Source organism: Novosphingobium gossypii, assembly GCF_050433305.1.
Taxonomy (GTDB): Bacteria; Pseudomonadota; Alphaproteobacteria; order Sphingomonadales; family Sphingomonadaceae; genus Novosphingobium; species Novosphingobium gossypii.
Genome location: NZ_JBNPXM010000016.1, coordinates 68,998 through 94,327, shown reverse-complemented (window position 1 = coordinate 94,327; position 25,330 = coordinate 68,998). Strand labels below are relative to the sequence as shown.

Below are 25,330 nucleotides of genomic sequence, written 5' to 3'. Positions count from 1 at the left end.
TCCCGCCGATCACAACCCTCGATGAAACGCCCCATCTCACGCCTCCCAAGCAGGCCCGAAACATAGCACATCAACGCGTTTTCACACAGCCTCCAACCCTTCCAGACCTACTCTCTACCGAGCACCTGTTCTAAGAGCGGACGAAAGCGGCAGCCTCAGCCATCGATCCGGCCCTGGGCTCTTTCCAGAACCACCGTCAATCCGGCGGCCGGGGCGGGCTCCTTCAACGAGTAGCGGTGCGCGTCGGCGCGGGCGCGGGCAAGGATGGCTTTGGGGATCAGCGGGTCGTGGATCACCACATCCGCCGCGCCAAGCAAGCGGGCTTCGCGCAAGGTGAGGTCATCAGGATCATCGGTGCGTAGGGTGATGTGAACCCGTTCGGCCTTGTCGGGAGTAGCGCCTTCCAGCCATGCCGCGACATGGCCTGCGCTGTGCGCGACAAGCGGATCGAGCATTCCCCCCGTCGTCAGCGCCGCATCCAGTGCGCGGCGTCGGTCGCCGGCATCGGGAAACCGTTCACGCAAGGCCGCGCGCGCGTTCTGCAACGCCTCGGCCAAGGCACCCAGCGATTGAGGCAGCAGCGCTTCCAGCCGCAGTCGCAACTGCTTGGCCAGTCCGGCGGAGGCGCCCCCGGTCCCCACCGCAACCAGCACTGGCGACCGGTCCAGGATCGAGGGCACGGTGAAATCGCATAGCGCCGGACGGTCAGTGGCATTGACCAGCATCCCTGCCCGGCGGGCCAGCGCGACGTCGGCATTCGCCTGCGCTTCATCGTCGTGGACGATGAAGGCCAGCCTTGCACCTGCCGCCGCGCCTTCTGCCAGGTCGGTGTAAACCACCGCCCCTGCCCGTTCGACCAGCCGCCGCTTGGCCTCTGCCGCCGCCCCTTCGCCCAGCACGACCACCGGACGACCGGAAATGCGGAGGAAGAGGGGGAGCATGTCCATCAGCGGGTCAGTCCAGCCAGTCCGGCACCTGCTCGGCGGCGAGGATCGTGGCCGGATCGATGCGATTGGCGACGAGCGCCCACCTGTCGCCGTCCACCATCACTTCGGGCACCAGCGCGCGGCTGTTGTAGGTGTTAGCCATCGTCGCACCATAGGCACCCGCGGTGCGGAAGATCGCCAGATCGCCCGCCTTCACCACGTCGATGTCACGCGCCATCGCGAACGTGTCCGAGCTTTCGCAGATCGGGCCGACGATGTTCGCGGTCATCGTCTCGCCGGTGGGCGCGACGGCGGCAAAATCATGCCATGCATCGTACATCGCCGGGCGGGCAAGGTCGTTCATCGCCGCATCGACGACGATCCACGGGTTGATGGTGCCCTGCTTCACGCGGACCACTTCGGTCACGAGGACGCCGGAATTGCCGGTGATGACGCGGCCCGGCTCGAACATCAGGGTGACGCCCCAGTTCCGCGCCACTTCGGCCACCATGCGGCCATAGTCGGCAGGCGTCGGCAGGTCGTCTGTCGCCTTGTAGGGCACACCGAGGCCACCGCCGAGGTCCATGTGCGTGACCGTCAGCCCCTGCGACCGCAGCGCCTGCATCAGCGCGCCCATCTTGATGAACGCCTGCCGCGAGGGTTCAAGGTCGCTGATCTGGCTGCCGATGTGGACGGCAAGGCCGCGCATCTCAAGCCCCGGCAGGGCGGAAAGGCGCTCGTAGATGCCGGTGGCGCGGTCGTAGGCGACGCCGAACTTGTTTTCCGCCTTGCCGGTGGAAATCTTGGCGTGCGTGCGCGCGTCGACGTCCGGATTGACGCGCAGGGTGCAGGTGGCCTTCGCACCCTGCTGCACTGCGATTTCGGAAAGCTCCATGCCCTCCTCCTCGCTTTCGAGGTTGAATTGGCCGATCCCGGCGCGAACGGCGGCGATCAATTCGATGCGGGTCTTGCCAACGCCGGAGAACACGATGTCCTGCGCCTTCATCCCCGCCGCCAGCGCGCGGTTCATCTCACCTTCGGAGACGACGTCGGCCCCATAGCCTTCGTTGGCCAGCAGGCGCAGCACGGCAAGGTTTGGGTTGGACTTCACCGCGAAGGCGATGTGGACGCTGGGCAGTGCCGACAGGGCTTCGCGGAAGACACGGGCGTGGCGCGACAGCGTGGCGCGCGAATAGACGTAGACGGGCGTGCCGACTTCGCGGGCGATTTCGGCCAGCGGCACCTGTTCGGCGTTGATGGCGCCGCCTGCGATTGCAAAATGATCCATGGAAATTCTTACTCGGGCTGGCCGCTGGCGGCAGTGTCAGGCGCCGGCGTTGACTGGGCCGTTGATTGGGGCGTCGGCTGGGGCGCTTCGGGCGGCGGCAGGTCGAACGGGTCGTCCTGCCGTTGTTCCGAACGTGTCCGCAGTTCGACGCTGCGTTCCGGGATGGCGATGGTGGGCGTGGTCAGCAGTTCCGCCGATCCCGGCTTGTCGGCTCGCCCGTAAGGCGCTGGGGGAAGCTGCTGCCCCGGTTTCAGGCCGAGCGCCGATTTCTGCCCGCATGCAGCAAGCGTCAGAACCAGCAGAGCGACAACGGCCTTCTTCATCGACTTACTCCAGACCCAGCACGGCACGCGCATCGGCCACGCGCAGGCGCACCTGTTCGGGCGCGGTGCCGCCATGCGAATTGCGCGCGGCGACCGAAGCCTCGACCGAGAGCGCCTTGAATACGCGCTCGTCGATGCGGCTGTCGATCTCTTTCAGGTCTTCCAGCGGCAGCTTGTCCAGCGCCACGCCGCGCTGTTCGGCCAGCTTCACGGCAGCGCCGGTGATGTGGTGCGCTTCACGGAAGGGGATGTCGGCCTGGCGCACCAGCCAGTCGGCAAGGTCCGTGGCGGTGGCAAAGCCCAGTTCGGCGGCGGCGCGCATGCGATCGGTCCGGAACCGGGTATCGGCGACCATGCCGGTCATCGCCGCGATCGACAGCGCCAGCAGGCCGGCAGCCTCGAAGACGGGCGGCTTGTCGTCCTGCATGTCCTTGGAATAGGCGAGCGGCAGGCCCTTCATGGTCATCATCAGGCTCATCAGGCAGCCGGAGATGCGCCCCGAGTGGCCGCGCACCAGTTCGGCGGCGTCGGGGTTCTTCTTCTGCGGCATGATCGAGCTGCCGGTGGACAGCGCATCGGGCAGCGCCACGAAGCCGAAGGGCTGGCTGGCCCAGATGATGAACTCCTCGGCCAGCCGCGACAGGTGCAGCGCACACTGGCTGGCGGCCATCAGGTAGTCGAGCGCAAAGTCGCGGTCGGACACCGAATCGAGGCTGTTGTCGGTCGGCGATTCGAAGCCCAGCGCCTGCGCGGTCATCAGCCGGTCGATGGGGAAGCCGGTTCCCGCCAGCGCCGCCGAACCCAGCGGGCTGCGGTTCATGCGCTTGCGCGCATCGGCGAAGCGCGAACGGTCGCGGCCGATCATCTCGTAATAGGCCATCAGATGGTGGCCCAGCGTGACCGGCTGCGCGGTCTGCAGGTGGGTGAAGCCGGGCATGATCGATTCGGCATGCTCTCCGGCGCGAGTGACGAGCGCCACTTGCAGCGCCTGAAGCCCGGCGTCGGCCTGATCCATCGCATCGCGCACCCACAGGCGGAAATCGGTGGCAACCTGATCGTTGCGCGAACGGGCGGTGTGCAGGCGACCGGCGACAGGGCCGATCAGCTGCGCCAGCCGCGATTCGGTGGTCATGTGGATGTCTTCGAGATCCCAGTCCTCGGGCACGCCGCTGGCTTCGTACTCCGCGGCAACGGCGTCCAGACCGTCACGGATGGTCACCGCATCGGCGTCCGAAACGATGCCGCAGGCGCCCAGCATCGCGACATGGGCCTTGCTGGCGGCGATGTCCTGACGCCACAATGCCTTGTCGAAGGGAATCGAGGCGTTTATCTCGCGCATGATCGCCGACGGTCCCTGTGCGAACCGTCCGCCCCACATCTGGTTGGAGCCTGCCACCTTGCTGTCTTCCCGTTCGCTCAAGTCGCTTGTCCTGTGTTCGCTGGCCGGGGCGTCCGCCCTCGTGGTCGCGGGCTGCGATAGTAAAGGGAACAAGGACGCGCAACCGGCGCCTTCGGAAGAAGCATCGCAGGCCGGTCCCGCCCAGCCGCCCGAAGCCGGCGGAAAGCTGGACCGTTCGCACAAGGGCGAGCCGATGCCGACCGTAAGCCTGGTCGACAACACCGGTGAGAGCCTGGAACTGTCCTCGTTCAAGGGCAAGCCGCTGCTGGTCAACCTGTGGGCCACCTGGTGCGCGCCGTGCATCGCGGAAATGCCCACGCTCAACAAGCTGATCGACCGCGAACAGGAGTTGGGCGTGACTATCCTGCCGATCTCGCAGGACATGGGTCAAACTGACAAGGTGGTGGAAATCCTGCGCCGCCGCGAACTGGAGCAGATCCAGCCCTGGGTCGACGAACAGGGCGACCTCGGCTTCCAGTACGGCGGCAACCTGCCGGTGACGATCCTGTTCGACAGGCAGGGCAAGGAAGTCTGGCGCTACACCGGCGGCAACGACTGGACCTCGCCCGAGGCGCTGAAGCTGATCTCGGAAGCGAAGTAAGCGGAAATCCAGATAACCACCTAGCGCAGATAGAGGTAGTTTCGCTCCCCGTCGAAATGGCAGCAGGCGTAGCCCTGAGAGCGCAGCAGTGCGTCGATACGCTCGACCTGCGCTTTGCTTTGCGCGTTGGCGCTGCGCAGGACGTCGAATTCGACTAGGAGCTGGCGTGGCAGAACGGGCCATTGCGCGATTGACGACAGGATCTCCGTTTCCGCGCCCTCGATGTCCATCTTGAGCAGCGCGAACCGGTCCTGCGGCAGGTTTGCCAGAAGGCCGGCCAGCGTGACGGTGGGGACAAGAATGTAGTCGGCGTTTTCCTCTTCGGCGCCGAAACATACGGAATGGCTCACGTGGGCCGGATTGGCGGGCTTGTAGAAGCGCACCGGCTCCTCGTCGATCCACAACGCCTTTGGTTCGAGCCTCAATTGTTCGGGACGAATGGCGGACATGTCATAGGCCTCGACCGGTTGACACCCGCCTTTTACATATGCCGTGCTCGCGCTCTGGCCGACGTGGGCCACAAGCTGGTCGTAATGCGTGACTGATCGGGGGGTCGGGTCCACCAGGACCATGTCGGCGCCATAACGGGCGGCGAATTCGACATCGAAGCTGGCGTCTTCTCCAAGCCCGCAACTAATAGCCACGCAACCGACCAGATCTTGCGCATCCTTTATGGTCCATCCACCGTAGACAGACCCCAGCCGAGTCAGGCCAGCTACTTCTTCAACTATGATGGAAGGACGAAATATGCGCCGGTTAATTGACCCGGTGATACGATCTGCCAACTTCGATATATTGCCGATCATGTATTCTTATCCTCATCCCAGCCGCAGCATGTTGAGACTCGGTCATGGTATCTTATCGAAGGGTCGTGACAAGACGTTAATATCCTCGTCCTATCGCTATTAGAGGCGCCTTTCTATCCTGCTATTTATCAGCGCATGCCGATCTGGCAGGGATTTACATTGCAATGAACGTCTCATCGACGCAATCGCACAATCCGTCGCCCATTGATCGAACGATCCGATGAGACCAATCGGATGAAGGCGCTACAAATCGTCACACCCCCGGCCTATCTCCCTCCTCGACAGTTTCAACCACCCATCTGAGGGAGCATACATCCATGGGTATCGTCGGCAGCACCATCAAGCCGTTCACCAACACCGCCTTCCAGGCCGGCAAGGACTTCTTCGACGTCTCCGAAAAGGACATCGCGGGCAAGTGGGCCGTGTTCTTCTTCTACCCGGCGGACTTCACCTTCGTGTGCCCGACCGAGCTGGAAGATCTGGGTGAGCAGTACGAGACGCTCCAGGGCCTCGGCGTCGAAGTGTACGGCGTTTCGACCGACACGCACTTCAGCCACAAGGCATGGCACGACACTTCGGACAAGATCGGCAAGATCAAGTACGCGTTCCTGGGTGACCAGAACCACGCCCTGACCAACAACTTCGGCGTGCTGCGCGAAGGCGTCGGCCTGGCAGACCGCGCAACCTTCGTGGTCGATCCGGACGGCGTGATCCAGCTGGTCGAAATCACCCCCGAGGGCGTGGGCCGCAACGCCACCGAACTCGTCCGCAAGATCAAGGCTGCCAAGTACTGGCGTGAGCACCCCGGCCAGGTCTGCCCTGCCAAGTGGGAAGAAGGTTCGGAAACCCTCGCTCCCTCGCTCGACCTCGTCGGCAAGCTCTAAGACCCTCGCGAACCTTTAGGGTCGCGTACTGACGGTGTGCGGCCCCGGGGCTCCCTCTCCCCGGAGCCGCACCTCTGTGCGCCCTCCGCGGAACCGGATCCCGGGCCGCCCCGTTCACAACGAAATCTAAAGGACCAAAGACATGCTCGACGCCAACCTGAAGCAACAGCTCTCGCAATACCTCGCCATGCTGCGCGAGCCGATCGAGCTGGTCGCCTCGCTGGGCGACGATGTGAAGTCCACCGAGACCCGCGAGCTGCTTGAGACCATCGCCTCGCTCTCGGACAAGGTCACAGCCACTTTCGACGGCGACGATGCGCGCCGCCCCAGCTTTATCATCCGCCGCGCCAGCGACGCCAGCGCCTGGGTGCGCTTCGCAGGGCTGCCGCTCGGCCATGAATTCACCTCCCTCGTCCTTGCCCTGCTGTGGACCGGTGGCCATCCGCCCAAGGTCTCGGACGAAGTCATCGAACAGGCAAAGGCGCTGGAAGGCAGCCTGACGTTCGAGATGTACTTCTCGCTTTCCTGCCACAACTGCCCCGACGTGGTGCAGGCGCTGACGCTGATCGCGCTTAACAATCCGCACGCCGACGTGACGCTGATCGAAGGCGGCACGTTCCAGGCCGAGGTCGAGGAGCGCGGCGTGATGGCCGTGCCCGCCGTCTTCCTGAACGACCAGATGTGGGGTTCGGGCAAGATGAGCATCGAGGAGATCCTCGGCAAGCTCGACACCGGCGCCGACGCCAAGGCCGCCGCCAGGCTGGCCGAAAAGAAGCCTTTCGAGGTGCTCGTGGTCGGCGGTGGCCCCGCTGGTGCCGCCGCATCGGTCTACACCGCGCGCAAGGGCTTCAGCACTGGTATCGCGGCGGAGCGTTTCGGCGGCCAGGTGCAGGACACCATGGGTATCGAGAACTTCATCTCGGTCCCCTACACCGAAGGCCCCAAGCTGTCCGCCGCGCTAGAGGCGCATGTGGGTGAGTACGATATCGACGTTATGAACCTGCAGCGCGCCGAGAAGCTGATCCCGGCCAGCGACGTGGGTGGCTATCACGAAGTCGTGTTCGCCAACGGCGCCTCGCTCAAGGCTCGCAGCCTGATCCTCACCACCGGTGCCCGATGGCGGAACCTGGGTGTGCCCGGCGAGGCCGAATACAAGAACAAGGGCGTGGCCTACTGCCCGCACTGCGATGGCCCGCTGTTCAAGGGCAAGCGCGTGGCGGTGATCGGCGGCGGCAATTCGGGCGTCGAAGCGGCGATCGACCTTGCCAACATCGTCGGCCATGTGACCCTGATCGAGTTCGATTCGAAGCTGCGCGCCGATCAGGTTCTGGTCGACAAGCTGGCGTCGATGAAGAACGTCGACATCTTCACCAGCGCCCAGACTACCGAGGTCGAGGGCGACGGCGAAAAGGTCAACGCGCTGGTCTACAAGGACCGCAATTCGGGCGAAGAGCGCAAGGTCGAACTGGAAGGCGTGTTCGTCCAGATCGGTCTGGTGCCCAACACCGAATGGCTGAAGGACAGCGGCGTGAAACTGACGGGCCGCGGCGAGATCGTGATCGACGAGAAGGCGGCGACCAACCTGCCCGGCATCTTCGCGGCGGGCGACGTTACCACGGTGCCCTACAAGCAGATCATCATCGCCATGGGCGAAGGCTCCAAGGCGGCGCTGTCCGCGTTCGACTACCTGATCCGCAACGAGGCTCCGGAAGAGATCGCCCAGGCTGCGCAGGCTGCCTGAACTGCCAGACGGTTGAAAATGAGAGGCGGGTGGGGATCGCAAGATTCCCGCCCGCATCTCGTTGCACGGTTACAGGATCAGCACGCTGAAGGCCGTGGCGACCACCAGCGAAGCCATCGTCGCTGCCACCACCGGCATCGCCGCTTTCCACCCCATCTGCATCACCAGATCAAGGCGCGATCGCATCGCCGTCGCCGTGACCGCCAGCAACAGCAGCGCCTTCGACAGGGTCAGGTTCAGGTGAACCACGAAGGCGGGGATGGTCACCAGTGAATTGACGACAACCATGGCCAGAAACAGGGTAATAAACCAGGGCATCGCAAGTTTGCGGATCCAGTGCCGCTGGCCTGCCTCCTCGTCTGCATAGATCAGCGAGACAACCGCCACGATCGGCGCCAGCAGCGCCACGCGCGATAGCTTGACGATGGTGGCATAGCTGCCCGCGATGTCGGAATAGGCATAACCGCCGCCGATCGCCTGCGCTACGTCGTGGATCGATGCCCCGATCAGGAAGCCCGCCTGCCGGTCGTCCAGATGCATCAGGCCGGCCAGTGGCGGATAGAATGACATGGCGATGGCGCTGGCCATCGATATGACCACCAGCGTCAGCGCGAACTGCGCTTGGCTGATCCGCTTCGCCCCCAGCACCCCGAACAGCGCCAGCGCGGCGGAGGCCCCGCAGATCGCCGTGGCGCCACCCGCCAGAATGCCGATCGCGGTCGTGGCGCCGGTGATGCGCGCCACCCCCAGTGCAGCGGCCATGGCGGCGGCCATGACCATCAACAGCGCCAGGAACGGCACCGGCCCCAGCGCCGTGATCTGCGCCACGGTCACTTGCGTGCCCAGCACCACGATGCCCCAGCGCAGGCACGCCTTGGATGCGAAGTCGAGACCCGGGTGCGTGCGCGCCTCGCTCGTCACGAAGTTCAGCGACAGTCCGATCAGCAGCCCCATGAGGATGATCGGCGCGCCGTAATGCTCGGACAGCCAGGCGGCGGCGATGCTGGCGATGGCGCAGATGGCAAGGCCGGGCCACAGGGTCTTCCATATGTCGATGCGGCGGGCAGGCGCTTCCGGCTGGGCCAGGAACATCTCGCCGTAAAGATCGCCTGCGTGGTCTGCGCTCACTGGTCCCGTCCTTTCGCCGCACCCTTCTTTCCTGCGAGGGTGCGTGGCGTTGCGCGGTCAGGACGAAGGCGCTTGCCGTCTGTCCTGCGCTGTCATATCCACTTCTATGACCATGCCCGCGATGGAGCAAGCGCTTTGCGGAGAAGGGCGATGGCGAATTGCCGCTGGACGAACGGCGGGATAGGGAGAGCGTGATGACCATCCACCAGCCGACACCGGAGTCGCCCCCGGACCGGGCCGCAATCCGCACGCAGAACGTACTGATCGCGCTGATCTTTTTCGCGACGGCGCTGAACTATGTGGACCGGCAGGTGCTGGCCCTGCTTAAACCGATGCTGGTGGCGGAATTCCAGTGGGATGACCGGCAGTTCGCGCATCTCGGCTCCATCTTTCAGCTGGCGGCGGCGGCATCGCTGCTGGGCGTGGGCTGGTTCGTCGACCGGTTCGGCGTGCGCTTTGCATACGGCCTTGCGGTGGCGGTGTGGAGCCTTGCCGGCATGGCCCACGCGCTGGCGGCCAGTGTGCAGCAGTTCGTCATCGCGCGCGCCGTGCTGGCAACGGCGGAATCGGTGAACACCCCTGCAGCGATGAAATCGGCGGCGATCTACCTACCTGCCGCGCGCCGCTCGGTTGGCATCGGCATCATCAACACCGCGCCCAACATCGGCGCGATCCTCACTCCGCTCATCATCCCGCCCTTCGCGCTGGCATTCGGGTGGAAGGCCGCGTTCCTTGTAACCGGCGCACTGGGGCTGGTGTGGCTGGTGGCGTGGCGGCTGAACACGGCCAGGCTGGCACCGGTATCCGGGCAGGCAGCCAGTACGCGCGCGAAAGTCGAGTGGAGCGCGATCCTCTCGGACCGGCGCAGCTGGACGGTGATCGGCGCGAAGGCCTTCACCGACCTCGTCTGGTGGTTCGTGCTGTTCTGGACGCCGGACTTCTTCGCCCGCCGGTTCGATCTGGGGCAAGGCGAGCTGGGCTGGCCGATCGCGGTGATCTTCGCGCTGGCGGCACTGGGCGCGATCAGTTCAGGCGCACTCTATCCGGCACTGCTGCTGCGCGGCGCGTCGATGAACGCCGCGCGCAAAGGGTCGATGCTGGCCTATGCGCTGATCGTGCTGGCGATGCCGCTGGCACTACTGGCGAGCAACCCATGGGTGGCGGCAGTGTGCATCGGGCTGGGCCTGTTCGCGCATCAGGGGTTTTCGACCAACATCTTCGGCATGGCGACCGAGATCGTGCCTGCCCGCCACATGGCCACTGTGATCGCACTGGGCGCGGTGGCGGGAAACCTGACGGGGACCGGCATCATCGAATTCGCCGGATGGTCGCTGGCCACGGGCCTCGGCTACGCGCCGCTGTTCGTGATCTGCGGGTCGGCCTATCTGGTGGCGACGGGGTTCATCCACCTGATGCAGCCAAAGCTGACGGCGGCGGACTGAACTGATTTCCGGGGGAGGAGTTCGGGGGCCTCACCGGTGCCCCCCACCATTCTTCGGAAAAGCTCCCTCCCCGGCAGGACCGGGGGAGGATGAGCCTTACTGGAAGCGCGCGCGCAGGTTGAGGCCCGCGTAGCGATCGGCATCGCGCGGGATCATCAGGCGCTGGCCGGCCGTGGTGTTGAGCAGCACGTAGCTGTCATCCAGGATGTTGCGCACCATGAACGTCAGGCGATACCTGTCCTCGGCGTCAGACACGCCGACGCTAGCGTTCCAGATGCCGTAGGCGTCGATCGGCCCGCTTTCGCCAAGGTCCGAGAACTGCTTCGACACATGGTGCCAGTCGCTGGACAGGTACAGCTTCACCGGGCCGACGGGCACATCGTAATCGGCGCCGATGGTGTAGCTGAACTTGGGCGCCAGCGGCAGGCGGGTGCCGTCGCGCGCGTCAGGCGCGTTGGTCAGCGGGTTCGGGTTGAAGCGGCGAACCTTCGCATCCGCATAGGCAGCGTTGGCGCGCAGGGTCAGCCCTTCGGTCAGCGCAACGGTCAGGTCGGCTTCGAAGCCCTTGGACCGCACGGTGCCCGCATTGGTCAGGTTGGTGACCACGGCGCCGTTCAGCAGCACGAAGTTGTTCGCCTGGAACCCCTTGTAATCGACCAGAAACGCCGCTGCATTCAGCTGCACCATGCGATCCAGGAACTGGCTCTTGAAGCCCACTTCGAAGCTGTCCGACTTTTCGGGGTCGATCGGCGTCGAGTTGGTCGGCGCGACGTGGTTGAAGAACACGTTGAACGCCGGGCCCTTGTAGCCACGGGTGTAGCTGCCATAGAGCATCACGTCGTCCACGACGTCGTACTGCAGCACCGCCTTGCCCGAGAAGTTGTCGGCGCTGGTGCTTCCGCGCGAGGTGTTGGTGCCGTTGCCGCCGCCGGCGATGGTGCCGCCCGCGCCTACGCCCGAAAGACCGGCGCCGGTGGCCGGAAGGCCCGTGGTCGCATTGACCGCAGGTGCGCGGGTGTGGACGTAGCTGACGTCGTCATGCGTAAAACGGCCACCCAGCGTCAGGCGCAGAGCCGGGGTGAAGGCATAAGTCGCCTGCCCGAAGACCGCCCAGTTGCGGAACGACACGTCGCTGCGCGAGGTTGCGGTGGGGAACAGCGTGTTGACCGTGTCCGACAGGTTGCAGGGCCGAGCGCCGGTTGCCGGGTCGAGCGGCGAGGTGGACGTGGCACAGGTCACGTCGGCGCGGGTGAAGTCCTGCGTGTTCTTGGAATACCACAGGAAGCCGCCGACCTGATACGTCAGCGCCTGATCCTGCGGCGAGGCAAGGCGGACTTCGGCGGAAACCTGGTCGGTCTCCACCGTGCCGCGATCGTGCAGCTGCGGCGTGCCGACGATGGCGCGCGGCAGGAAATCGCCGTCGCGGATCTCGGTGTTCTTCCAGTTGCGGTATCCGGTGACGATGCTGAACGTGTGGTCCGCAAAGGTGTCGATGTCGGCGCTCATCGTGAAGCTGTACTGGCGGTCCAGCGAGCGGGTGACGAGGTTCTGGTTGACATCGCGGGTGTCTTCGCCGCGCGGCACGATGCCCAGTTCTCCATCGATTACGGCCCCGCGCGAAACGCCGGTCACTTCGGCGCAGCAATCGTCGTTGGCCCTGAAGTAATCCGCGATCAGGCGCAGGCGGCTGCCGCCCGCGTCATAGTCCACCACGCCGCGCGCACCGTAATGCTCGTAACCGTTGACGGTCCTGTCGTGATAGGTGTTCCTGATGTTGCCGTCGAAGTTTCCGTAGAAGCCGGTCAGGCGGCCGGTCAGGTTCTCGGCGATGGGGCCGGAGAGGGTCAGGCGGGTGCGGTACTCGTCGTCCGTGGTGCCGGACACGTTGGCCTCGGCCTCGAAGTGGTCGGTGCCGCCCTTGGAAACGATGTTGACGAGGCCCGCCGACGCGTTCTTGCCGAACAGCGTGCCCTGCGGCCCGCGCAGCACCTCGAGCCGCTCGAAATCGACGAGGTCGAGGAACGACTGGCCCGACCGGCTGAGCACCACGCCATCGACGACGGTGGACACGCTGGGTTCCGCCGCGATCGAGAAGCTGATCGTTCCCACGCCGCGCATCACGATGGCGCTGTTGGCGTTGGTGGTGCCCTTGCGGAAGGTCACCGAAGGCACGATGCTGGTGATGTCCTCAAGGCTTTTCGCGCCCGAGCGCTGGAACGCCTCGCCGGTGACGGCGCTGATGGCGATCGGCACGTCCTGGACGTTCTGCTGCACCTTCTGGGCGGTGACGACGATTTCCTCGACCTGCGCGTGGGCGGGCGTTGCCGCTGCCAGCAGCGCGGACGCGGACACCGAAAGGCCCAGCGCAACGCGCCCGAGCATACGACTACCTTGTGCGGAAACCATGATTCTCCCCTCCTGAATCCGATGAGACCGGGTCTTCGAAACCTCAGGTTGTCCTGTCGGTTGCGCCCCTACTTGATTGGCCGGGATATTTCTGTCAACCGTTGTCACATAGGGACAGGACAGTGGCGTCGCATGTGCTGCGCGATAGCCACAAGACCATGCTGATGGGATCGGGACACGTGGCGCTGACGTTCGATATTCACGAAGACGGCTTTGCCTGCACTCTGGCCGGGCGCGCCGTCCTGCGCGGTTCCCCCGCCGGGCCTGCCTGCGCGGTGGCGCGCGGCGCGCCCGACGTGAAGATGGTGCGCGGCAACTTCGCCATCGAGGACGCGCCGACGGACCGGGTGGAGCTGGGCTTCGCGCAGGCCGACGGCGACGGCCTGCTTCTGTCCGCCAGCGCCGGAAGCGCGCCAATGCTGCGCCTTTCGATCAACGGCAATGCGCTGGACGTGGCGGTGCTGGACCCCGCCCATGACCGCGTATGGATCGATCTGGCGGCACAGCCGGACGAGCATGTCTGGGGCGGCGGGGAGCAGATGAGCTACCTCGACCTGTCGGGCCGCCGCTTCCCGATCTGGACCAGCGAGCCGGGCGTCGGGCGGGACAAGTCCACCGAACTCACCCGCCTGATGGACCAGAACGGCATGGCCGGCGGCGACTACTGGTGGACCAACTACCCCCAACCGACCTTCCTGACCTCCACGCTGTGGGCCTGCCATCTGGGCAGCACCGCCTATTCCGTGCTCGATTTCACCGACCGCGCGCGCCACCGGATCGAAGTGTGGGAAGGCGCGTTCTCGCTGGAGTTCTTTGCAGCGGACGACCTGCCGGAACTCGTGGGACAGCTCAGCACCCGTTTCGGTCGCCAGCCTGCCTTGCCCGACTGGGCGATCAGCGGCGCCGTGGTCGGCCTGAAGGACGGGGACAACAGCTTCGCCCGGCTCGATGCGATGCTGGAAGCGGGCGCGGAGGTGTCCGGCCTGTGGTGCGAGGACTGGATCGGCATTCGCCAGACCAGCTTCGGGCGCCGCCTGTTCTGGGACTGGTCGTGGAACGAGGCGCGCTACCCCGCCCTCCCCGCCCGCATCGCCGCGCTGGCCGACAGGGGCGTGCGCTTCCTGGGCTATGTGAACCCCTACCTCGCCAACGACGGCACGCAATATGCCGAAGCCGAGGCGCTGGGCTATCTGGCGCTGCGGCAGGACAGCGACGCGGTGTACCTGGTCGATTTCGGCGAGTTCGACTGCGGCGTGGTGGACTTCACCAACCCCGCCGCGATGGACTGGTTCGCAGAGCGCGTGATCGGGCGAGAGATGCTCGATTTCGGCCTCTCCGGCTGGATGGCGGACTTCGGCGAATACCTGCCGGTGGACCTTCGGCTTCATGACGGCAGCGATCCGATGCTGATGCACAACCGCTGGCCGGTACTCTGGGCCGAAGCGAACGCGCAGGCCGTGGCGTCGCGCGGCAAGACGGGCGAGGCGGTGTTCTTCATGCGCGCCGGGTTCTCGGGCGTGCAGGCGCATTGCCCGCTGCTGTGGGCGGGCGACCAGTCGGTGGACTTCACCCGGCACGACGGGATCGGCACGGTCCTGACCGCCGCGCTGTCGGCGGGGCTGGTGGGCAACGCCTATTCGCACAGCGACGTCGGCGGCTACACCAGCCTGCACGGCAACGTGCGCACCGCCGACCTCATCATGCGCTGGTGCGAACTGGGTGCATTCTCGCCGGTGATGCGCAGTCACGAAGGCAACCGCCCGGACGACAACCTGCAGATCGATTCCAGCCCGGAACTGCTGGCGCATTTCGCCGCCATGTCGCGCGTGCACAAGGCGCTGGCACCCTACGTGCGCCACCTCAGCGACGAGGCGGTGACCAGCGGCCTGCCGGTGCAGCGCCCGCTGTTCCTGCATTATTACGAAGAGGCGCTGTTCGCCGTGCAGGACCAGTACCTCTACGGCGCAGACATGCTGGTCGCCCCCATCGTGCAGGCCGATGCCCGGTCCCGCACCGTGATCCTGCCCGGAGACACGCCATGGCGGCACCTGTGGACCGGCACGGACTTCGCGCCCGGCACCCACACGGTGGCTGCGCCTTACGGGCAGCCGCCCGTTTTCTACCTGCCGGACAGCCCGTTCGCCCCTCTGTTCGCCTCCTTGCAGGAGAGCGCATGAGCGAACGGTCCAATATCAAGGACGTCTCCGCACTGGCGGGCGTGTCGATCAAGACCGTCAGCCGGGTGCTGAACGGGCACCGCTACGTCAGCACGGACACCCGTGAGAGGGTGGAAAAGGCGATGCAGGAACTGGGCTTTCGCCCCAGCATCGCCGCGCGCATCCTGGCGGGCACCAAGTCCGGCCAGATCGCGCTGATCTACGACAATCACAGCCCCTACTACATGAACCAGATCCAGATGGGCTGCTGGGAGGCGTGCCAGCAGGCAAGCTCGCGCCTGCTCGCCCAGCCGGTTGACGTGGCCGACCCGATGGTGGGGGAGCAGGTGCGCGGCCTCATCACCGAAACCCATGTAGACGGCGTGGTGCTGTCTTCCCCGGTGACCGATTGCGTGCCGGTGCTGAAGGCGCTGGAGGGCATGGACATCCCGTTCGTGCGGATCTCTCCGGGGACGAACCATGCGCTCACCTCCTCGGTCTTCATGGACGATGCGCAGGCGGCCGACGACATGACCAGCCACCTGATCGCGCGCGGCCACCGTCACATCGGCTTCATCAAGGGCCACGCCAACCACATGGCATCGGAGGAGCGCCTGTTCGGCTATCGCCGCGCGCTGGACCGCGCCGGGCTCGCCTTCGAACCGGCGCTGGTGGTGCCCGGAGCGTTCGACTTCGAAAGCGGCGCGGCGGCGGCCCGGTATCTGCTGGACATGAAGCGCCGCCCGACCGCGATCTTCGCCAGCAACGACGACATGGCCGCCGGCGTCCTGTCCGTGGCGCACGACATCGGCCTCAACGTGCCCGAGCATCTTTCCGTGGTCGGCTTCGACGACACGATGGTGGCGCGGATGGTCTGGCCGCAGTTGACCACCATCCGCCAGCCCATGCGCGAACTGGCGCTGGCGGCAACGCAGCTTCTCCTCGACGGCGCGCAGGCCACGCACCGCCGCCTCCCCCACGACCTGATCGAGCGCGCCTCGGTCGCCCGCATCAACCCCGACCTTCTTTCCTGACAGGACAGCCCATGACCTATCTTCCCGCCCCCGCCGCCCGACGCCCGCTGGGCAAGAGCGGCATAGAAGTCTCCGCCCTAGCCTGGGGCAACTGGCGCATGGCGGGTGAACCCGCCGACGCGGTGCGCCTGCTGCACGCCGCGCTGGATGCGGGGATCGACTTCATCGACACTGCCGACATCTATGGCTTCGACGGCAATGGCGGCTTCGGCGATGCGGAAGTGCTGCTGGGCAAGGCGCTCGCCAGCGAACCGGGCCTGCGCGACCGGCTGGTGATCGCCACCAAGGGCGGCATCATGCCCCCGCTGCCCTACGATTCCAGCGCCGAATACCTGACCGGCGCGATCGACGCCTCGCTCACTCGCCTCGGCATCGACAGCGTCGAGCTGTGGCAGATCCACCGTCCCGACATCCTCACCCACCCGGCGGAAATCGCAAAGGCCGTCGAAGCGGCGCACAAGGCCGGCAAGATCCGCAGCCTGGGCGTATCCAATTTTACCACCAGCCAGATCGCCACGCTGCAGCAGTTCGTGGACCTGCCGATCGTCTCCACCCAGCCCGAACTCTCGCCCCTGCGGCTTGCCCCGATCGAGAACGGCGAACTGGATCAGGCGATCGCGATGGACATGGCGGTGCTGGCATGGTCGCCGCTGGGCGGTGGCCGTATCGCCGAGCCTGCGGACGCGCGCACCCGCGCCGTTGCCGCGCTGCTCGACGCCGCCGGTGAGGAGTTCGGCGTATCGCGCACCGCCGCGGCCTACAGCTGGATCATGGCGCACCCCGCGCGCGTCATCCCCATCGTCGGGTCGCAGAAGGCCGAACGCATCGCCGAGGCCGCCGACGCGCTCAAGGTCCGCTGGACCCGCGCCAACTGGTACGCCGTGCTGGTCGCATCGAAGGGAGAACCGCTGCCGTGACCAATACCAAAACATGCGAAGTCAGCTGGTTTTCGGCGCTGTGCGACGATGACTACGAGTTCCTCGGCCAGCCCGATCCCGCACTGGCGTCCAGCTGGGAGCATTGCCGCAACATCGTGCTGCAGGCGGAAAAGGGCGGGTTCGACAACATCCTGCTGCCGTCCGGCTATGCGCTGGGCATCGACACGACGATGTTCGCCGGAGCCATTGCCCCGCTGGTGGAAAAGATCCGCCTGCTCTGGGCGGTGCGCATGGGAGAGGACTGGCCGCCGCAGCTCGCCCGCCGCATCGCCACGCTGGACCGCATTCTGGGCGGGCGGCTGACGGTGAACATCATCTCCTCCGACCTGCCGGGAGAAAAGCTGGGCAGCCGCGAACGCTACCAGCGCACGCTGGAGGTGATGCAGATCCTCAAGATCATGCTGTCGGGCCAGCACCTGAAGTATCAGGGCGAGTTCTATGACCTCGACCTCGCCCCACCGCGCATCGGCACGGTTTCGGGACAATGCCCGCCGCTCTACTTCGGCGGTCTGTCAGAAGACGCGCGCGAAGCGGCGGCGCAGGGCTGCGACGTCTACCTGATGTGGCCGGACACGATGGACAAGGTGCGCGAAACCATCGCCGATATGACCGCGCGTGCCGCGAGGCATGGCCGCACGCTGAAGTTCGGCTATCGCGCCCACGTCATCGTGCGCGAGACCGAGGACGAGGCGCGCACTTATGCCGACCGCCTGCTGTCCAAGCTGGACGATGCCGCCGGCGAGGAAATCCGGCGCAAGTCGCTCGACAGCGCCAGCGTCGGCGTTACCCGGCAGGCGGAGTTGCGCTCTGCGGCGGGCGGCGACGGCTTCGTGGAGGATAACCTGTGGACCGGCATCGGCCGTGCGCGTTCGGGCTGCGGCGCCGCCATCGTCGGCAACCCCGATCAGGTACTGGCGAAGCTGCGCGCGTATCAGGCCGAAGGGATCGATGCCTTCATCCTGTCGGGCTACCCGCACGCGGCGGAAGCCGACCTGTTTTCGCGCCACGTGCTGCCGCAGATGAACCACGCGCCGCTGACGTTGTGAACACTAATCCCGATCCCATCGGGTCGCAGGAAGGGGAGGAGGGCTGGAAAGGCCCCCTCCCCTTTTTCGTATCAGTGGCCGTCGGCGGCGCAGACGGCGATGCTGGTCAGGTTCAGGATGCCGCGCGCGGTCACGCCCGGCGTCAGGACGTGGATCGGCTGCGACAGGCCCAGCAGCATCGGCCCGACCGTGGGCGAGCTGGACGATGCGGACAGCGCAGTCAGCGTGATGTTGGCCGCATCCAGGTTCGGCATCACCAGCAGGTTCGCCGCGCCCTCGAAACAGGAATCGGGCACCAGCTTGTCGCGCAGCGCCTGGCTGAGCGCTGCGTCGGCGTGCATTTCGCCATCGACCTTCAGTTCCGGCGCGATCCTGCGGACCAGCTTGCCCGCGCTGCGCATCTTGCGCGCGCTGGGGCTGTTGGACGAGCCGAAGTTGGAGTGCGACAGCAGCGCCACCTTCGGGTCCAGGCCGAACCGGCGCACTGCGTCGGCGGCCAGCACAGTCATCTCGGCGATCTGTTCGGGCGTGGGATCGGGCACCATGTGCGTGTCCGTCAGGAACAGCACACCCGCATCGAGGATCAGGCCCGACAGTGCGTAGACGCGCTTCACGTCGGGCGCGCGGTCGATGATGCGCAGGACGTGTTCGATCTGGCCCCAGTATTCCGAATTGCCGCCGACCAGCGCCGCATCGACCTTACCGGTACGCAGCAGCATCGCGGCAGTCACGGTGGGGCGGCGATAGGTGTGGCGCAGCACTTCGGCAGTAGGAACGCCCTTGCGGCTGGCGATGGCACCGTAGGCCGCGACCAGTTCACCGAAAAGGTCATGGTCGGTCTCGGGATCGACGACATCGACGTCCTCGCCCAGTTTGAACGACAGGCCGAGGTCGGGCAGCTTCTGTTCAAGGATGCGGCGGCGGCCCACCAACGTCGGGCGCACCATGCCTTCGTCCAGCGCATCCTGCACCGCGCGCAGCACGCGCTCGTCCTCGCCCTCGCCATAGGCGACGCGCTTCATCGCGCCGCGCGCGGCCTGATAGACCGGCAGCATGAGCTGGCCCGAGCGGGTGTTCATGTTCGCCAGAGAGCGCTTGTACTCGGCGATGTCGAGCGTCCGGGTCGCCACGCCCGAATCCATCGCCGCCCGAGCGACGGCGCCCGCGATCTCGACGATCAGGCGCGGGTCGAACGGGGTGGGAATGATGTATTCGGGGCCGAACACCAGCTTGCGCCCGCCATAGGCCTGCGCGACGCTGTCATGCGCGGGCATCCGGGCAAGAGCCGCAATCGCCTCTGCCGCCGCGGCCTTCATCGCTTCGTTGATCTGCGTCGCGCCCGCGTCCAGCGCACCGCGGAAGATGTAGGGGAAGCACAGGACGTTGTTGACCTGATTGGGATAATCCGAGCGGCCGGTGGCGATGATCGCGTCGGGGCGCACTTCGCGCGCGGCTTCGGGGCGGATTTCCGGCTCCGGGTTGGCCAGCGCGAAGATCAGCGGCTTGTCGCCCATCAGCGGCAGCCATTCGGGCTTCAGCACGCCCGGCGCGGACAGGCCCAGGAAGACGGTGGCGCCGGGCAGCACGTCCGGCAGCGAGCGGGCGTTGGTGTCGCGGGCATAGCGCGCCATGTTGGGCAGCATGCCTTCGCGGCCCGAATGGATCACGCCATCCTTGTCGGTCAGCGTGACGTTCTCGATCGGCAGGCCCATCGAGACGAGCAGATCGACGCAGGCCAGCGCCGCCGCGCCCGCACCCGACGTCACCAGCTTGGCGTCGGCCAGCGTGCGACCCTGCAGCACCAGCGCGTTGCGCACGGCGGCGGCCACGACGATAGCGGTGCCGTGCTGGTCGTCATGGAACACCGGAATGTTCATGCGCTTCTTCAGCTCGGCTTCGATGTAGAAGCACTCGGGCGCCTTGATGTCTTCAAGGTTGATGCCGCCGAAGGTCGGCTCCAGCAGGGCTACCGCCTCGATGAACTTGTCGGCGTCGGTGGTGTCCACCTCGATGTCGAAGACGTCGATGTCGGCGAACTTCTTGAACAGGACGGCCTTGCCTTCCATCACCGGCTTCGATGCCAGCGCGCCGATTGCGCCGAGGCCGAGCACGGCGGTGCCGTTCGAGATCACGGCGACGAGGTTGCCGCGCGCGGTATAGTCCAGCGCCTTGGCGGGATCTTCGGCGATTTCCACGCAAGGGACGGCGACGCCGGGGGAATATGCCAGCGCAAGGTCGCGCTGGTTGACCATACGCTTGGTCGGCTCGATGGTCAGCTTGCCGGGCCGGGGCAGGCGGTGGTAATCCAAAGCGGCGCGGCGCAGCGTCTCGTCCATGTTATCGTCCCGTGCGTGTTCTTCCAGATACGCTGCCTCCCCAACACGGTTCGTGCGCCCGTGTCGAGTGCCATGAGCGCGAAATCGGACCTGAAAACACACTTCGTCACGGATGATCGCGCAAATAACTGCGGACGTCCCGCGCCCCGCAACCGGCCCGGCAAAAAACGCATCAGTCGGGGAGTATCGCCCCGCCCTCTGGCGCAGAGAGAGCGGGGAACCGGTAGTTACGGCTGCGTGGTGCCCACGGGCGTGGTGTCTTCCAGACCGCCGCCTAGCGAGCGGTACAGCTCGACCAGGTTGCTTGCCTGCGTCAGGCGGGCGGTGACCAGCTGCTGCTGCGCGCCATAGGCCGTGCGCTGCGCATCCAGAGTGGTGAGGAACGAGTCCACGCCCGACCGGAACCGCGCATCCGACAGCTTTGCCGCCACGCCTGCCGCCTCTGCGCGGGTGCTCTGCGCGCGGATCTGGTCGCCGATGCGGCCACGCTGGGCCAAAGCGTCCGACACTTCGCGGAACGCAGTCTGCACGGCCTTCTCATACGTTGCGACCGCGACCTGCTGCGATGCCTTGGCGTAATCCAGGTTGCCCTTGCGCCGCCCGAAATCGAACAGCGGCAAAGTGCCCGTACCCACCGCGTTGTAGACGTAAGTGCCGTCCTTGAACAAACCGGACAACGCTGTGCTCAGCGTGCCCAGCGTGCCGGTCAGCGAGATCGTCGGGAAGAAGGCGGCGCGCGCGGCACCGATGTTGGCGTTCTCGGCAATGAGCAGGTGTTCGGCCTGCAGCACGTCGGGACGGCGCAGCAGCACTTGCGACGAGATGTCCTGCGGCAGCGCATCGCGGGTCAGCGGTGTGGTGCCAAGGCCCATCGGCAGTTGCTCTGCCGGAACAGTGGTGCCCGCCAGCAGGTTGAGCGCGTTCTGATCGCGCGCGACGCTGGTTTCCAGAGCGGCGATGTCGTTCACCGCGCCCTGATAGCTGGCCTCTGCCTGACGCACTTCCAGTTCCGAGCCGACACCGACGCGGAACTGTTCACGCGTGAGCTTCAGCGTCTGCTCGAAGGCCTTCGCCGTCTCGCGAGAAAGACGAAGCTGTTCATTGTCGGACGCCATCGTCAGCCAGGCATTGGCGATTTCCGCGATCAGGCTGATGCGGGCGGTGCGCTGGGCTTCCTCGCTGGCGAAGAACTGCTCCTGCGCAGCGCGGGACAGGTTGGCCACGCGACCGAACAGGTCCAGCTCGAACTGCGACAGGCCCAGCGATGCCTGGTAGATCTCGATGTGGCTGGGCGTACCGCTGGTGCCGCCGGGTGTGGCGCCGCCTGCACCGAACAGGTTGTTGGTGCTGGTGACGGTGCCCGTGCCGTTGATCGTCGGCAGGCGGTCAGCGCGCTGGACGCGGTACTGCGCCCGCGCCTGCTGCACATTGCCCGCCGCGATGCGCAGGTCGCGGTTATTGGCAAGACCCGTCTCGATGACCTGCCGCAGCCGGTCATCGAGGAAGAAATCCCGCCAGCCGATACGCGAGACGTCCACGGCATCGGTCGGCGCACTGGGGTAGACGCCGCCCTGAGGCAGCGCCACCGGCACTGCGCCTGTGGGCCGCTCGTACTTGGGAGCAAGGTTGCACCCGGCCAGCAGCGTGGTTCCGGCGAGCAGGACAAGGATAGACTTTTTCATGTTCAGCTTTCCTGCGGTGCGGCGCCATGGGCGTCGTCGGCATGAGGCTCGTCACGGTCGCCGTGCTTCTTGCCGTCGGTCTGCCCGTGGTTGAACAGGCGGGCGACGACCACGAAGAACATCGGCACGAAGAAGATCGCGAAGATCGTGGCGGAAAGCATGCCGCCCACCACTGCGCGACCGATGGCATTCTGGCCGCCCGCGCCCGCGCCGGTCGATACCGCCAGCGGCAGCACGCCGAAGACGAACGCCAGCGAGGTCATCAGGATCGGTCGCAGTCGCAGCCTTGCCGCTTCCATTGCCGCGTCGAAGGCGTTCATTCCTGCCAGCACGCGCTCTTCCGCGAATTCCACGATCAGGATCGCGTTCTTGGCTGAGACACCGATCGTGGTGATAAGGCCGACCTGCAGGTAGATGTCGTTGCCCAGACCCGTCAGCCAGCCTGCGAACAGCGCACCGACGACGCCCAGCGGCACCACCAGCATGACCGCGATCGGGACCGACCAGCTTTCGTACAGCGCGGCGAGGCACAGGAAAACGATGCCCAGCGAGAGCGCATAAAGCGCAGGCGCCTGACCACCGGAGAGCTGTTCCTCATAGGACAGGCCGGTCCATTCGATGCCCGTGCCCGGAGGCAGCTTCTTGTGCATCTCCTCCATCGCCTGCATCGCGGTGCCGGTGCTCACACCTTGCCCGGTCGCGCCCTGCAGGTTCATCGCCGGACGACCGTTGTAACGGTTGAGGATGACGGGGGCCTGCTTCCATGCCAGAGTTGAGAAGGCACCAAAGGGAGCCATCTGGCCGCCCGAGCCGCGCACGTAGAGGTTCTCCAGAGCCTCGGGCGAGGAACGGTACTGCTCGTCCGCCTGGATATAGACGCGCTTGGTGCGGCCACGATCAAGGAAGTCGTTGACGTAGGATCCACCCCAGGCCGTCGCGATTTCCGAGTTGATCGAGCCGATGTCGATGCCCAGCGCGCTGGCCTTGTCCTGATCCACCTTGACGTCGAGCTGCGGCGCATCGTCAAGGCTGACCGGGCGGACCTGCGCCACGCGGCTATCCTGCGCGGCCATGCCCAGAAGCTGGTTGCGGGCTGCAAGCAGCTTTTCGTGGCCCATGTTGGTCTCGTCCACCAGCCACATGTCGAACCCGGTGGCGTTGCCCAGCTCCATGACTGCAGGCGGAGTCAGCGCAAAGATCATGGCGTCGCGGTACTGAGAGAAAGCGCCCATCGCGCGACCGATGATGGCGGGCGCACGATTGTCCGCGCCGCTGCGATCCTTCCAGTCCTTGAGCATGATGAAAGCCATGCCCGCATTCTGGCCCTGACCCGAGAAGGAGAAGCCGTTGATCGTGAAGACCGACGTGACGTTCGCCTTTTCGTCCTCGAGGAAGTGCTTGCGCACGACATCAAGGCCCTTTTGCGTGCGCGGCAGGGTGCCGCCGGCCGGACCCTGGACCAGCGCGATGACCACGCCCTGATCCTCGTCCGGCAGGAAGCCGCCCGGAAGACGCGTGAACAGGAACACCATGCAACCCACGATCAGCAGGTAGACGAGGCCCGACCGCTTCCACCCGCGCGCGGTACGGCGCACGCCGCCGCGATACTTTTCGGTGCCCCGATCGAACTTGTCGTTGAACCAGCGGAAAAAGCGCGCCAGCAGACCGTTGCCCTGCCCCTGATCGGGGTTGTGGGGCTTCAGGATCGTGGCGCACAGTGCCGGGGTCAGGATCAGCGCGACCAGAACCGACAGCGCCATCGACGACACGATCGTGATCGAGAACTGACGATAGATGACGCCGGTGGACCCTCCGAAGAAGGCCATCGGCAGGAACACCGCCGACAGCACGAGGCCGATGCCGATCAGCGCGCCGCTGATCTCGTCCATCGACTTGCGCGCGGCCTGCTTGGGCGAAAGATGCTCGTCCTGGATCAGTCGCTCGACGTTCTCGACGACGACGATCGCGTCATCGACCAGCAGGCCGATCGCCAGCACCATGCCGAACAGCGTCAGCGTGTTGATGGAATAGCCCAGCATGGACATCACGCCGAACGTGCCCAGCAGCACCACCGGCACCGCGATCGTCGGGATCACCGTTGCGCGCCAGTTCTGCAGGAACAGGAACATGACGAGGAACACCAGCACCACCGCTTCCACCAGCGTATGCACGACCTGCTCGATCGAGAGGCGCACGAACGGGGTGGAGTCGTAAGGGTAGGCGACCTTGACGTCGGACGGGAAGTTCTTGGCGATCCGGTTGACCTCCGCCTTCACCGCATCGACGGTGTCGAGCGCGTTGGCACCCGAAGCCAGACGAACGCCGAAGCCCGATGCAGGCTTACCGTTGAACTGGGTTTCGAAGCCATACGTCTCCGCGCCCAGTTCCACTCGCGCCACATCGCGCAGGCGCACCACGGCGCCGGTCGCATTGGTGCGCAGGCGGATGTTGCCGAACTCCTCAGGCGTCTGCAGGCGCGACTGCACCGAGACGGTCGCGTTGAGCATCTGCTCCTTGGGAGCCGGCAAAGCACCGATCTGGCCCGCCGAAACCTGCGCGTTCTGCGCGGTGATCGCCGTCGTGACGTCAGCGATGGTCATGTCGTAGCTGCGCAGCTTCAGCGGATCGACCCAGATGCGCATCGCGTACTGCGTACCGAACACCTGAAGTTCGCCCACGCCGTTGATGCGGCTGACGGGGTCCTGCACCTGGCTAACGATGTAGTCCGACAGGTCGTTGGCGTTGTGGCTGCCGTCCTCGGAATAGATCGCCGCGACGACGAGGAAGCTGGCCGCAGACTTCTGCACCTGCACGCCCTGACGCTGCACTTCCTGCGGAAGCAGCGGCGTGGCGGCCTGCAGCTTGTTCTGGACCTGGACCTGCGCGATGTCGGGATCGGTGCCCTGCTCGAACGTCAGGGTGATCGTCACCGTGCCCGCCGAGGAAGATGCCGCCGAGAAGTAGCGCAGGTTGTCGATGCCCTTGAGCTGCTGCTCGATGATCTGCGTCGTCGTGCGCTCAAGCGTCTCCGCATCGGCGCCCGGATATGTCGCCGCGATCGACACCGTGGGGGGCGCAATCTCGGGGAACTGGGCGACCGGAAGGCCGCGGATGGCGATGATGCCGGCCATCATCAGGACGATGGCGATGACCCATGCAAAGATGGGCCTGTCGATGAAATAGCGTGACATGAC

The 25,330-nt window shown here is 65.8% G+C and carries 18 protein-coding genes; 8 read left to right on the top strand and 10 right to left on the bottom strand.

Features of this window, described 5'->3' with window-relative positions:
- Positions 1-155: 155 nt before the first annotated feature.
- The 4 genes from GGR40_RS20535 to argH are packed head-to-tail and all read right to left on the bottom strand — an operon-like array spanning position 156 to position 3,915.
- Complete coding sequence (locus GGR40_RS20535; RefSeq protein WP_429278118.1) at positions 156-950, bottom strand: precorrin-2 dehydrogenase/sirohydrochlorin ferrochelatase family protein; 795 nt, start codon at positions 948-950, stop codon at positions 156-158.
- A 4-nt stretch (positions 951-954) separates the two neighbouring features.
- Positions 955-2,214 (bottom strand): diaminopimelate decarboxylase, encoded by a 1,260-nt coding sequence (gene lysA / locus GGR40_RS20530; RefSeq protein ID WP_429278115.1) that lies wholly within the window; start codon positions 2,212-2,214, stop codon positions 955-957.
- Between the two features lie 8 nt (positions 2,215-2,222).
- Complete coding sequence (locus GGR40_RS20525) at positions 2,223-2,537, bottom strand: hypothetical protein (RefSeq protein ID WP_429278114.1); 315 nt, start codon at positions 2,535-2,537, stop codon at positions 2,223-2,225.
- A 4-nt stretch (positions 2,538-2,541) separates the two neighbouring features.
- The gene (gene argH, locus GGR40_RS20520) at positions 2,542-3,915 is read right to left on the bottom strand and encodes an argininosuccinate lyase (protein ID WP_429278117.1); all 1,374 of its coding nucleotides are present in this window, start codon (positions 3,913-3,915) and stop codon (positions 2,542-2,544) included.
- A gap of 19 nt (positions 3,916-3,934) precedes the next feature.
- On the opposite strand from argH, the gene GGR40_RS20515 reads away from it, so the two are divergent.
- Complete coding sequence (locus GGR40_RS20515; RefSeq protein ID WP_429278113.1) at positions 3,935-4,537, top strand: TlpA family protein disulfide reductase; 603 nt, start codon at positions 3,935-3,937, stop codon at positions 4,535-4,537.
- Between the two features lie 20 nt (positions 4,538-4,557).
- Here GGR40_RS20515 and GGR40_RS20510 read toward each other — a convergent pair whose 3' ends face one another.
- Positions 4,558-5,343, bottom strand: coding sequence for an FkbM family methyltransferase (locus GGR40_RS20510; protein ID WP_429278112.1), 786 nt, complete (start codon positions 5,341-5,343; stop codon positions 4,558-4,560).
- A 317-nt stretch (positions 5,344-5,660) separates the two neighbouring features.
- Here GGR40_RS20510 and ahpC point away from each other — a divergent pair, with 317 nt between their 5' ends.
- Positions 5,661-6,227 carry an alkyl hydroperoxide reductase subunit C gene (gene ahpC, locus GGR40_RS20505; protein WP_429278111.1) on the top strand — a complete coding sequence of 189 codons (567 nt, stop codon included), beginning with the start codon at positions 5,661-5,663 and terminating at the stop codon, positions 6,225-6,227.
- 142 nt (positions 6,228-6,369) lie between these two features.
- The gene (gene ahpF / locus GGR40_RS20500) at positions 6,370-7,968 is read left to right on the top strand and encodes an alkyl hydroperoxide reductase subunit F (protein WP_429278110.1); all 1,599 of its coding nucleotides are present in this window, start codon (positions 6,370-6,372) and stop codon (positions 7,966-7,968) included.
- A gap of 69 nt (positions 7,969-8,037) precedes the next feature.
- On the opposite strand, the gene GGR40_RS20495 is transcribed toward ahpF, so the two are convergent.
- Positions 8,038-9,096 carry a YeiH family protein gene (locus tag GGR40_RS20495; protein ID WP_429278109.1) on the bottom strand — a complete coding sequence of 353 codons (1,059 nt, stop codon included), beginning with the start codon at positions 9,094-9,096 and terminating at the stop codon, positions 8,038-8,040.
- Positions 9,097-9,290: 194 nt separating this feature from the next.
- Between GGR40_RS20495 and GGR40_RS20490 the strand changes: the two genes are divergently transcribed.
- A complete protein-coding gene (locus GGR40_RS20490) occupies positions 9,291-10,538 on the top strand; it encodes an MFS transporter (RefSeq protein ID WP_429278108.1) in 1,248 nt (415 codons plus the stop codon).
- A gap of 96 nt (positions 10,539-10,634) precedes the next feature.
- Here GGR40_RS20490 and GGR40_RS20485 read toward each other — a convergent pair whose 3' ends face one another.
- On the bottom strand, positions 10,635-12,920 hold the full coding sequence (locus GGR40_RS20485) for a TonB-dependent receptor (RefSeq protein WP_429278107.1): 2,286 nt from the start codon (positions 12,918-12,920) through the stop codon (positions 10,635-10,637).
- A 188-nt stretch (positions 12,921-13,108) separates the two neighbouring features.
- On the opposite strand from GGR40_RS20485, the gene GGR40_RS20480 reads away from it, so the two are divergent.
- The 4 genes from GGR40_RS20480 to GGR40_RS20465 are packed head-to-tail and all read left to right on the top strand — an operon-like array spanning position 13,109 to position 18,118.
- Positions 13,109-15,121, top strand: a complete 2,013-nt coding sequence (locus tag GGR40_RS20480) for an alpha-glucosidase (protein WP_429278116.1) — start codon at positions 13,109-13,111, stop codon at positions 15,119-15,121.
- On the top strand, positions 15,118-16,134 hold the full coding sequence (locus GGR40_RS20475) for a LacI family DNA-binding transcriptional regulator (RefSeq protein ID WP_429278106.1): 1,017 nt from the start codon (positions 15,118-15,120) through the stop codon (positions 16,132-16,134). Before GGR40_RS20480 ends, GGR40_RS20475 begins: the two co-directional genes overlap by 4 nt.
- An 11-nt stretch (positions 16,135-16,145) precedes the next feature.
- Positions 16,146-17,051 carry an aldo/keto reductase gene (locus GGR40_RS20470; RefSeq protein ID WP_429278105.1) on the top strand — a complete coding sequence of 302 codons (906 nt, stop codon included), beginning with the start codon at positions 16,146-16,148 and terminating at the stop codon, positions 17,049-17,051.
- Complete coding sequence (locus GGR40_RS20465) at positions 17,048-18,118, top strand: LLM class flavin-dependent oxidoreductase (protein ID WP_429278104.1); 1,071 nt, start codon at positions 17,048-17,050, stop codon at positions 18,116-18,118. Before GGR40_RS20470 ends, GGR40_RS20465 begins: the two co-directional genes overlap by 4 nt.
- A 71-nt stretch (positions 18,119-18,189) precedes the next feature.
- Here GGR40_RS20465 and GGR40_RS20460 read toward each other — a convergent pair whose 3' ends face one another.
- From GGR40_RS20460 to GGR40_RS20450, 3 genes are all read right to left on the bottom strand, one after another.
- Positions 18,190-20,454, bottom strand: coding sequence for an NADP-dependent malic enzyme (locus tag GGR40_RS20460; protein WP_429278103.1), 2,265 nt, complete (start codon positions 20,452-20,454; stop codon positions 18,190-18,192).
- 227 nt (positions 20,455-20,681) lie between these two features.
- Positions 20,682-22,136: an efflux transporter outer membrane subunit gene (locus GGR40_RS20455; protein ID WP_429278102.1), complete on the bottom strand. Its 1,455-nt coding sequence runs from the start codon at positions 22,134-22,136 to the stop codon at positions 20,682-20,684.
- Positions 22,137-22,138: 2 nt separating this feature from the next.
- Positions 22,139-25,327, bottom strand: a complete 3,189-nt coding sequence (locus tag GGR40_RS20450; RefSeq protein WP_429278101.1) for an efflux RND transporter permease subunit — start codon at positions 25,325-25,327, stop codon at positions 22,139-22,141.
- Positions 25,328-25,330: the final 3 nt, after the last annotated feature.

Coding starts and splice junctions, on each gene's coding strand:
- GGR40_RS20450 (WP_429278101.1), bottom strand. CDS start 25,327: ATGTCACGCTATTTCATCGACAGGCCCATCTTTGCATGGGTCATCGCC.
- GGR40_RS20480 (WP_429278116.1), top strand. CDS start 13,109: ATGGGATCGGGACACGTGGCGCTGACGTTCGATATTCACGAAGACGGC.
- ahpC (WP_429278111.1), top strand. CDS start 5,661: ATGGGTATCGTCGGCAGCACCATCAAGCCGTTCACCAACACCGCCTTC.
- GGR40_RS20470 (WP_429278105.1), top strand. CDS start 16,146: ATGACCTATCTTCCCGCCCCCGCCGCCCGACGCCCGCTGGGCAAGAGC.
- ahpF (WP_429278110.1), top strand. CDS start 6,370: ATGCTCGACGCCAACCTGAAGCAACAGCTCTCGCAATACCTCGCCATG.
- argH (WP_429278117.1), bottom strand. CDS start 3,915: ATGTGGGGCGGACGGTTCGCACAGGGACCGTCGGCGATCATGCGCGAG.
- lysA (WP_429278115.1), bottom strand. CDS start 2,214: ATGGATCATTTTGCAATCGCAGGCGGCGCCATCAACGCCGAACAGGTG.
- GGR40_RS20455 (WP_429278102.1), bottom strand. CDS start 22,136: ATGAAAAAGTCTATCCTTGTCCTGCTCGCCGGAACCACGCTGCTGGCC.
- GGR40_RS20490 (WP_429278108.1), top strand. CDS start 9,291: ATGACCATCCACCAGCCGACACCGGAGTCGCCCCCGGACCGGGCCGCA.
- GGR40_RS20460 (WP_429278103.1), bottom strand. CDS start 20,454: ATGGACGAGACGCTGCGCCGCGCCGCTTTGGATTACCACCGCCTGCCC.
- GGR40_RS20475 (WP_429278106.1), top strand. CDS start 15,118: ATGAGCGAACGGTCCAATATCAAGGACGTCTCCGCACTGGCGGGCGTG.
- GGR40_RS20525 (WP_429278114.1), bottom strand. CDS start 2,537: ATGAAGAAGGCCGTTGTCGCTCTGCTGGTTCTGACGCTTGCTGCATGC.
- GGR40_RS20485 (WP_429278107.1), bottom strand. CDS start 12,920: ATGCTCGGGCGCGTTGCGCTGGGCCTTTCGGTGTCCGCGTCCGCGCTG.
- GGR40_RS20510 (WP_429278112.1), bottom strand. CDS start 5,343: ATGATCGGCAATATATCGAAGTTGGCAGATCGTATCACCGGGTCAATT.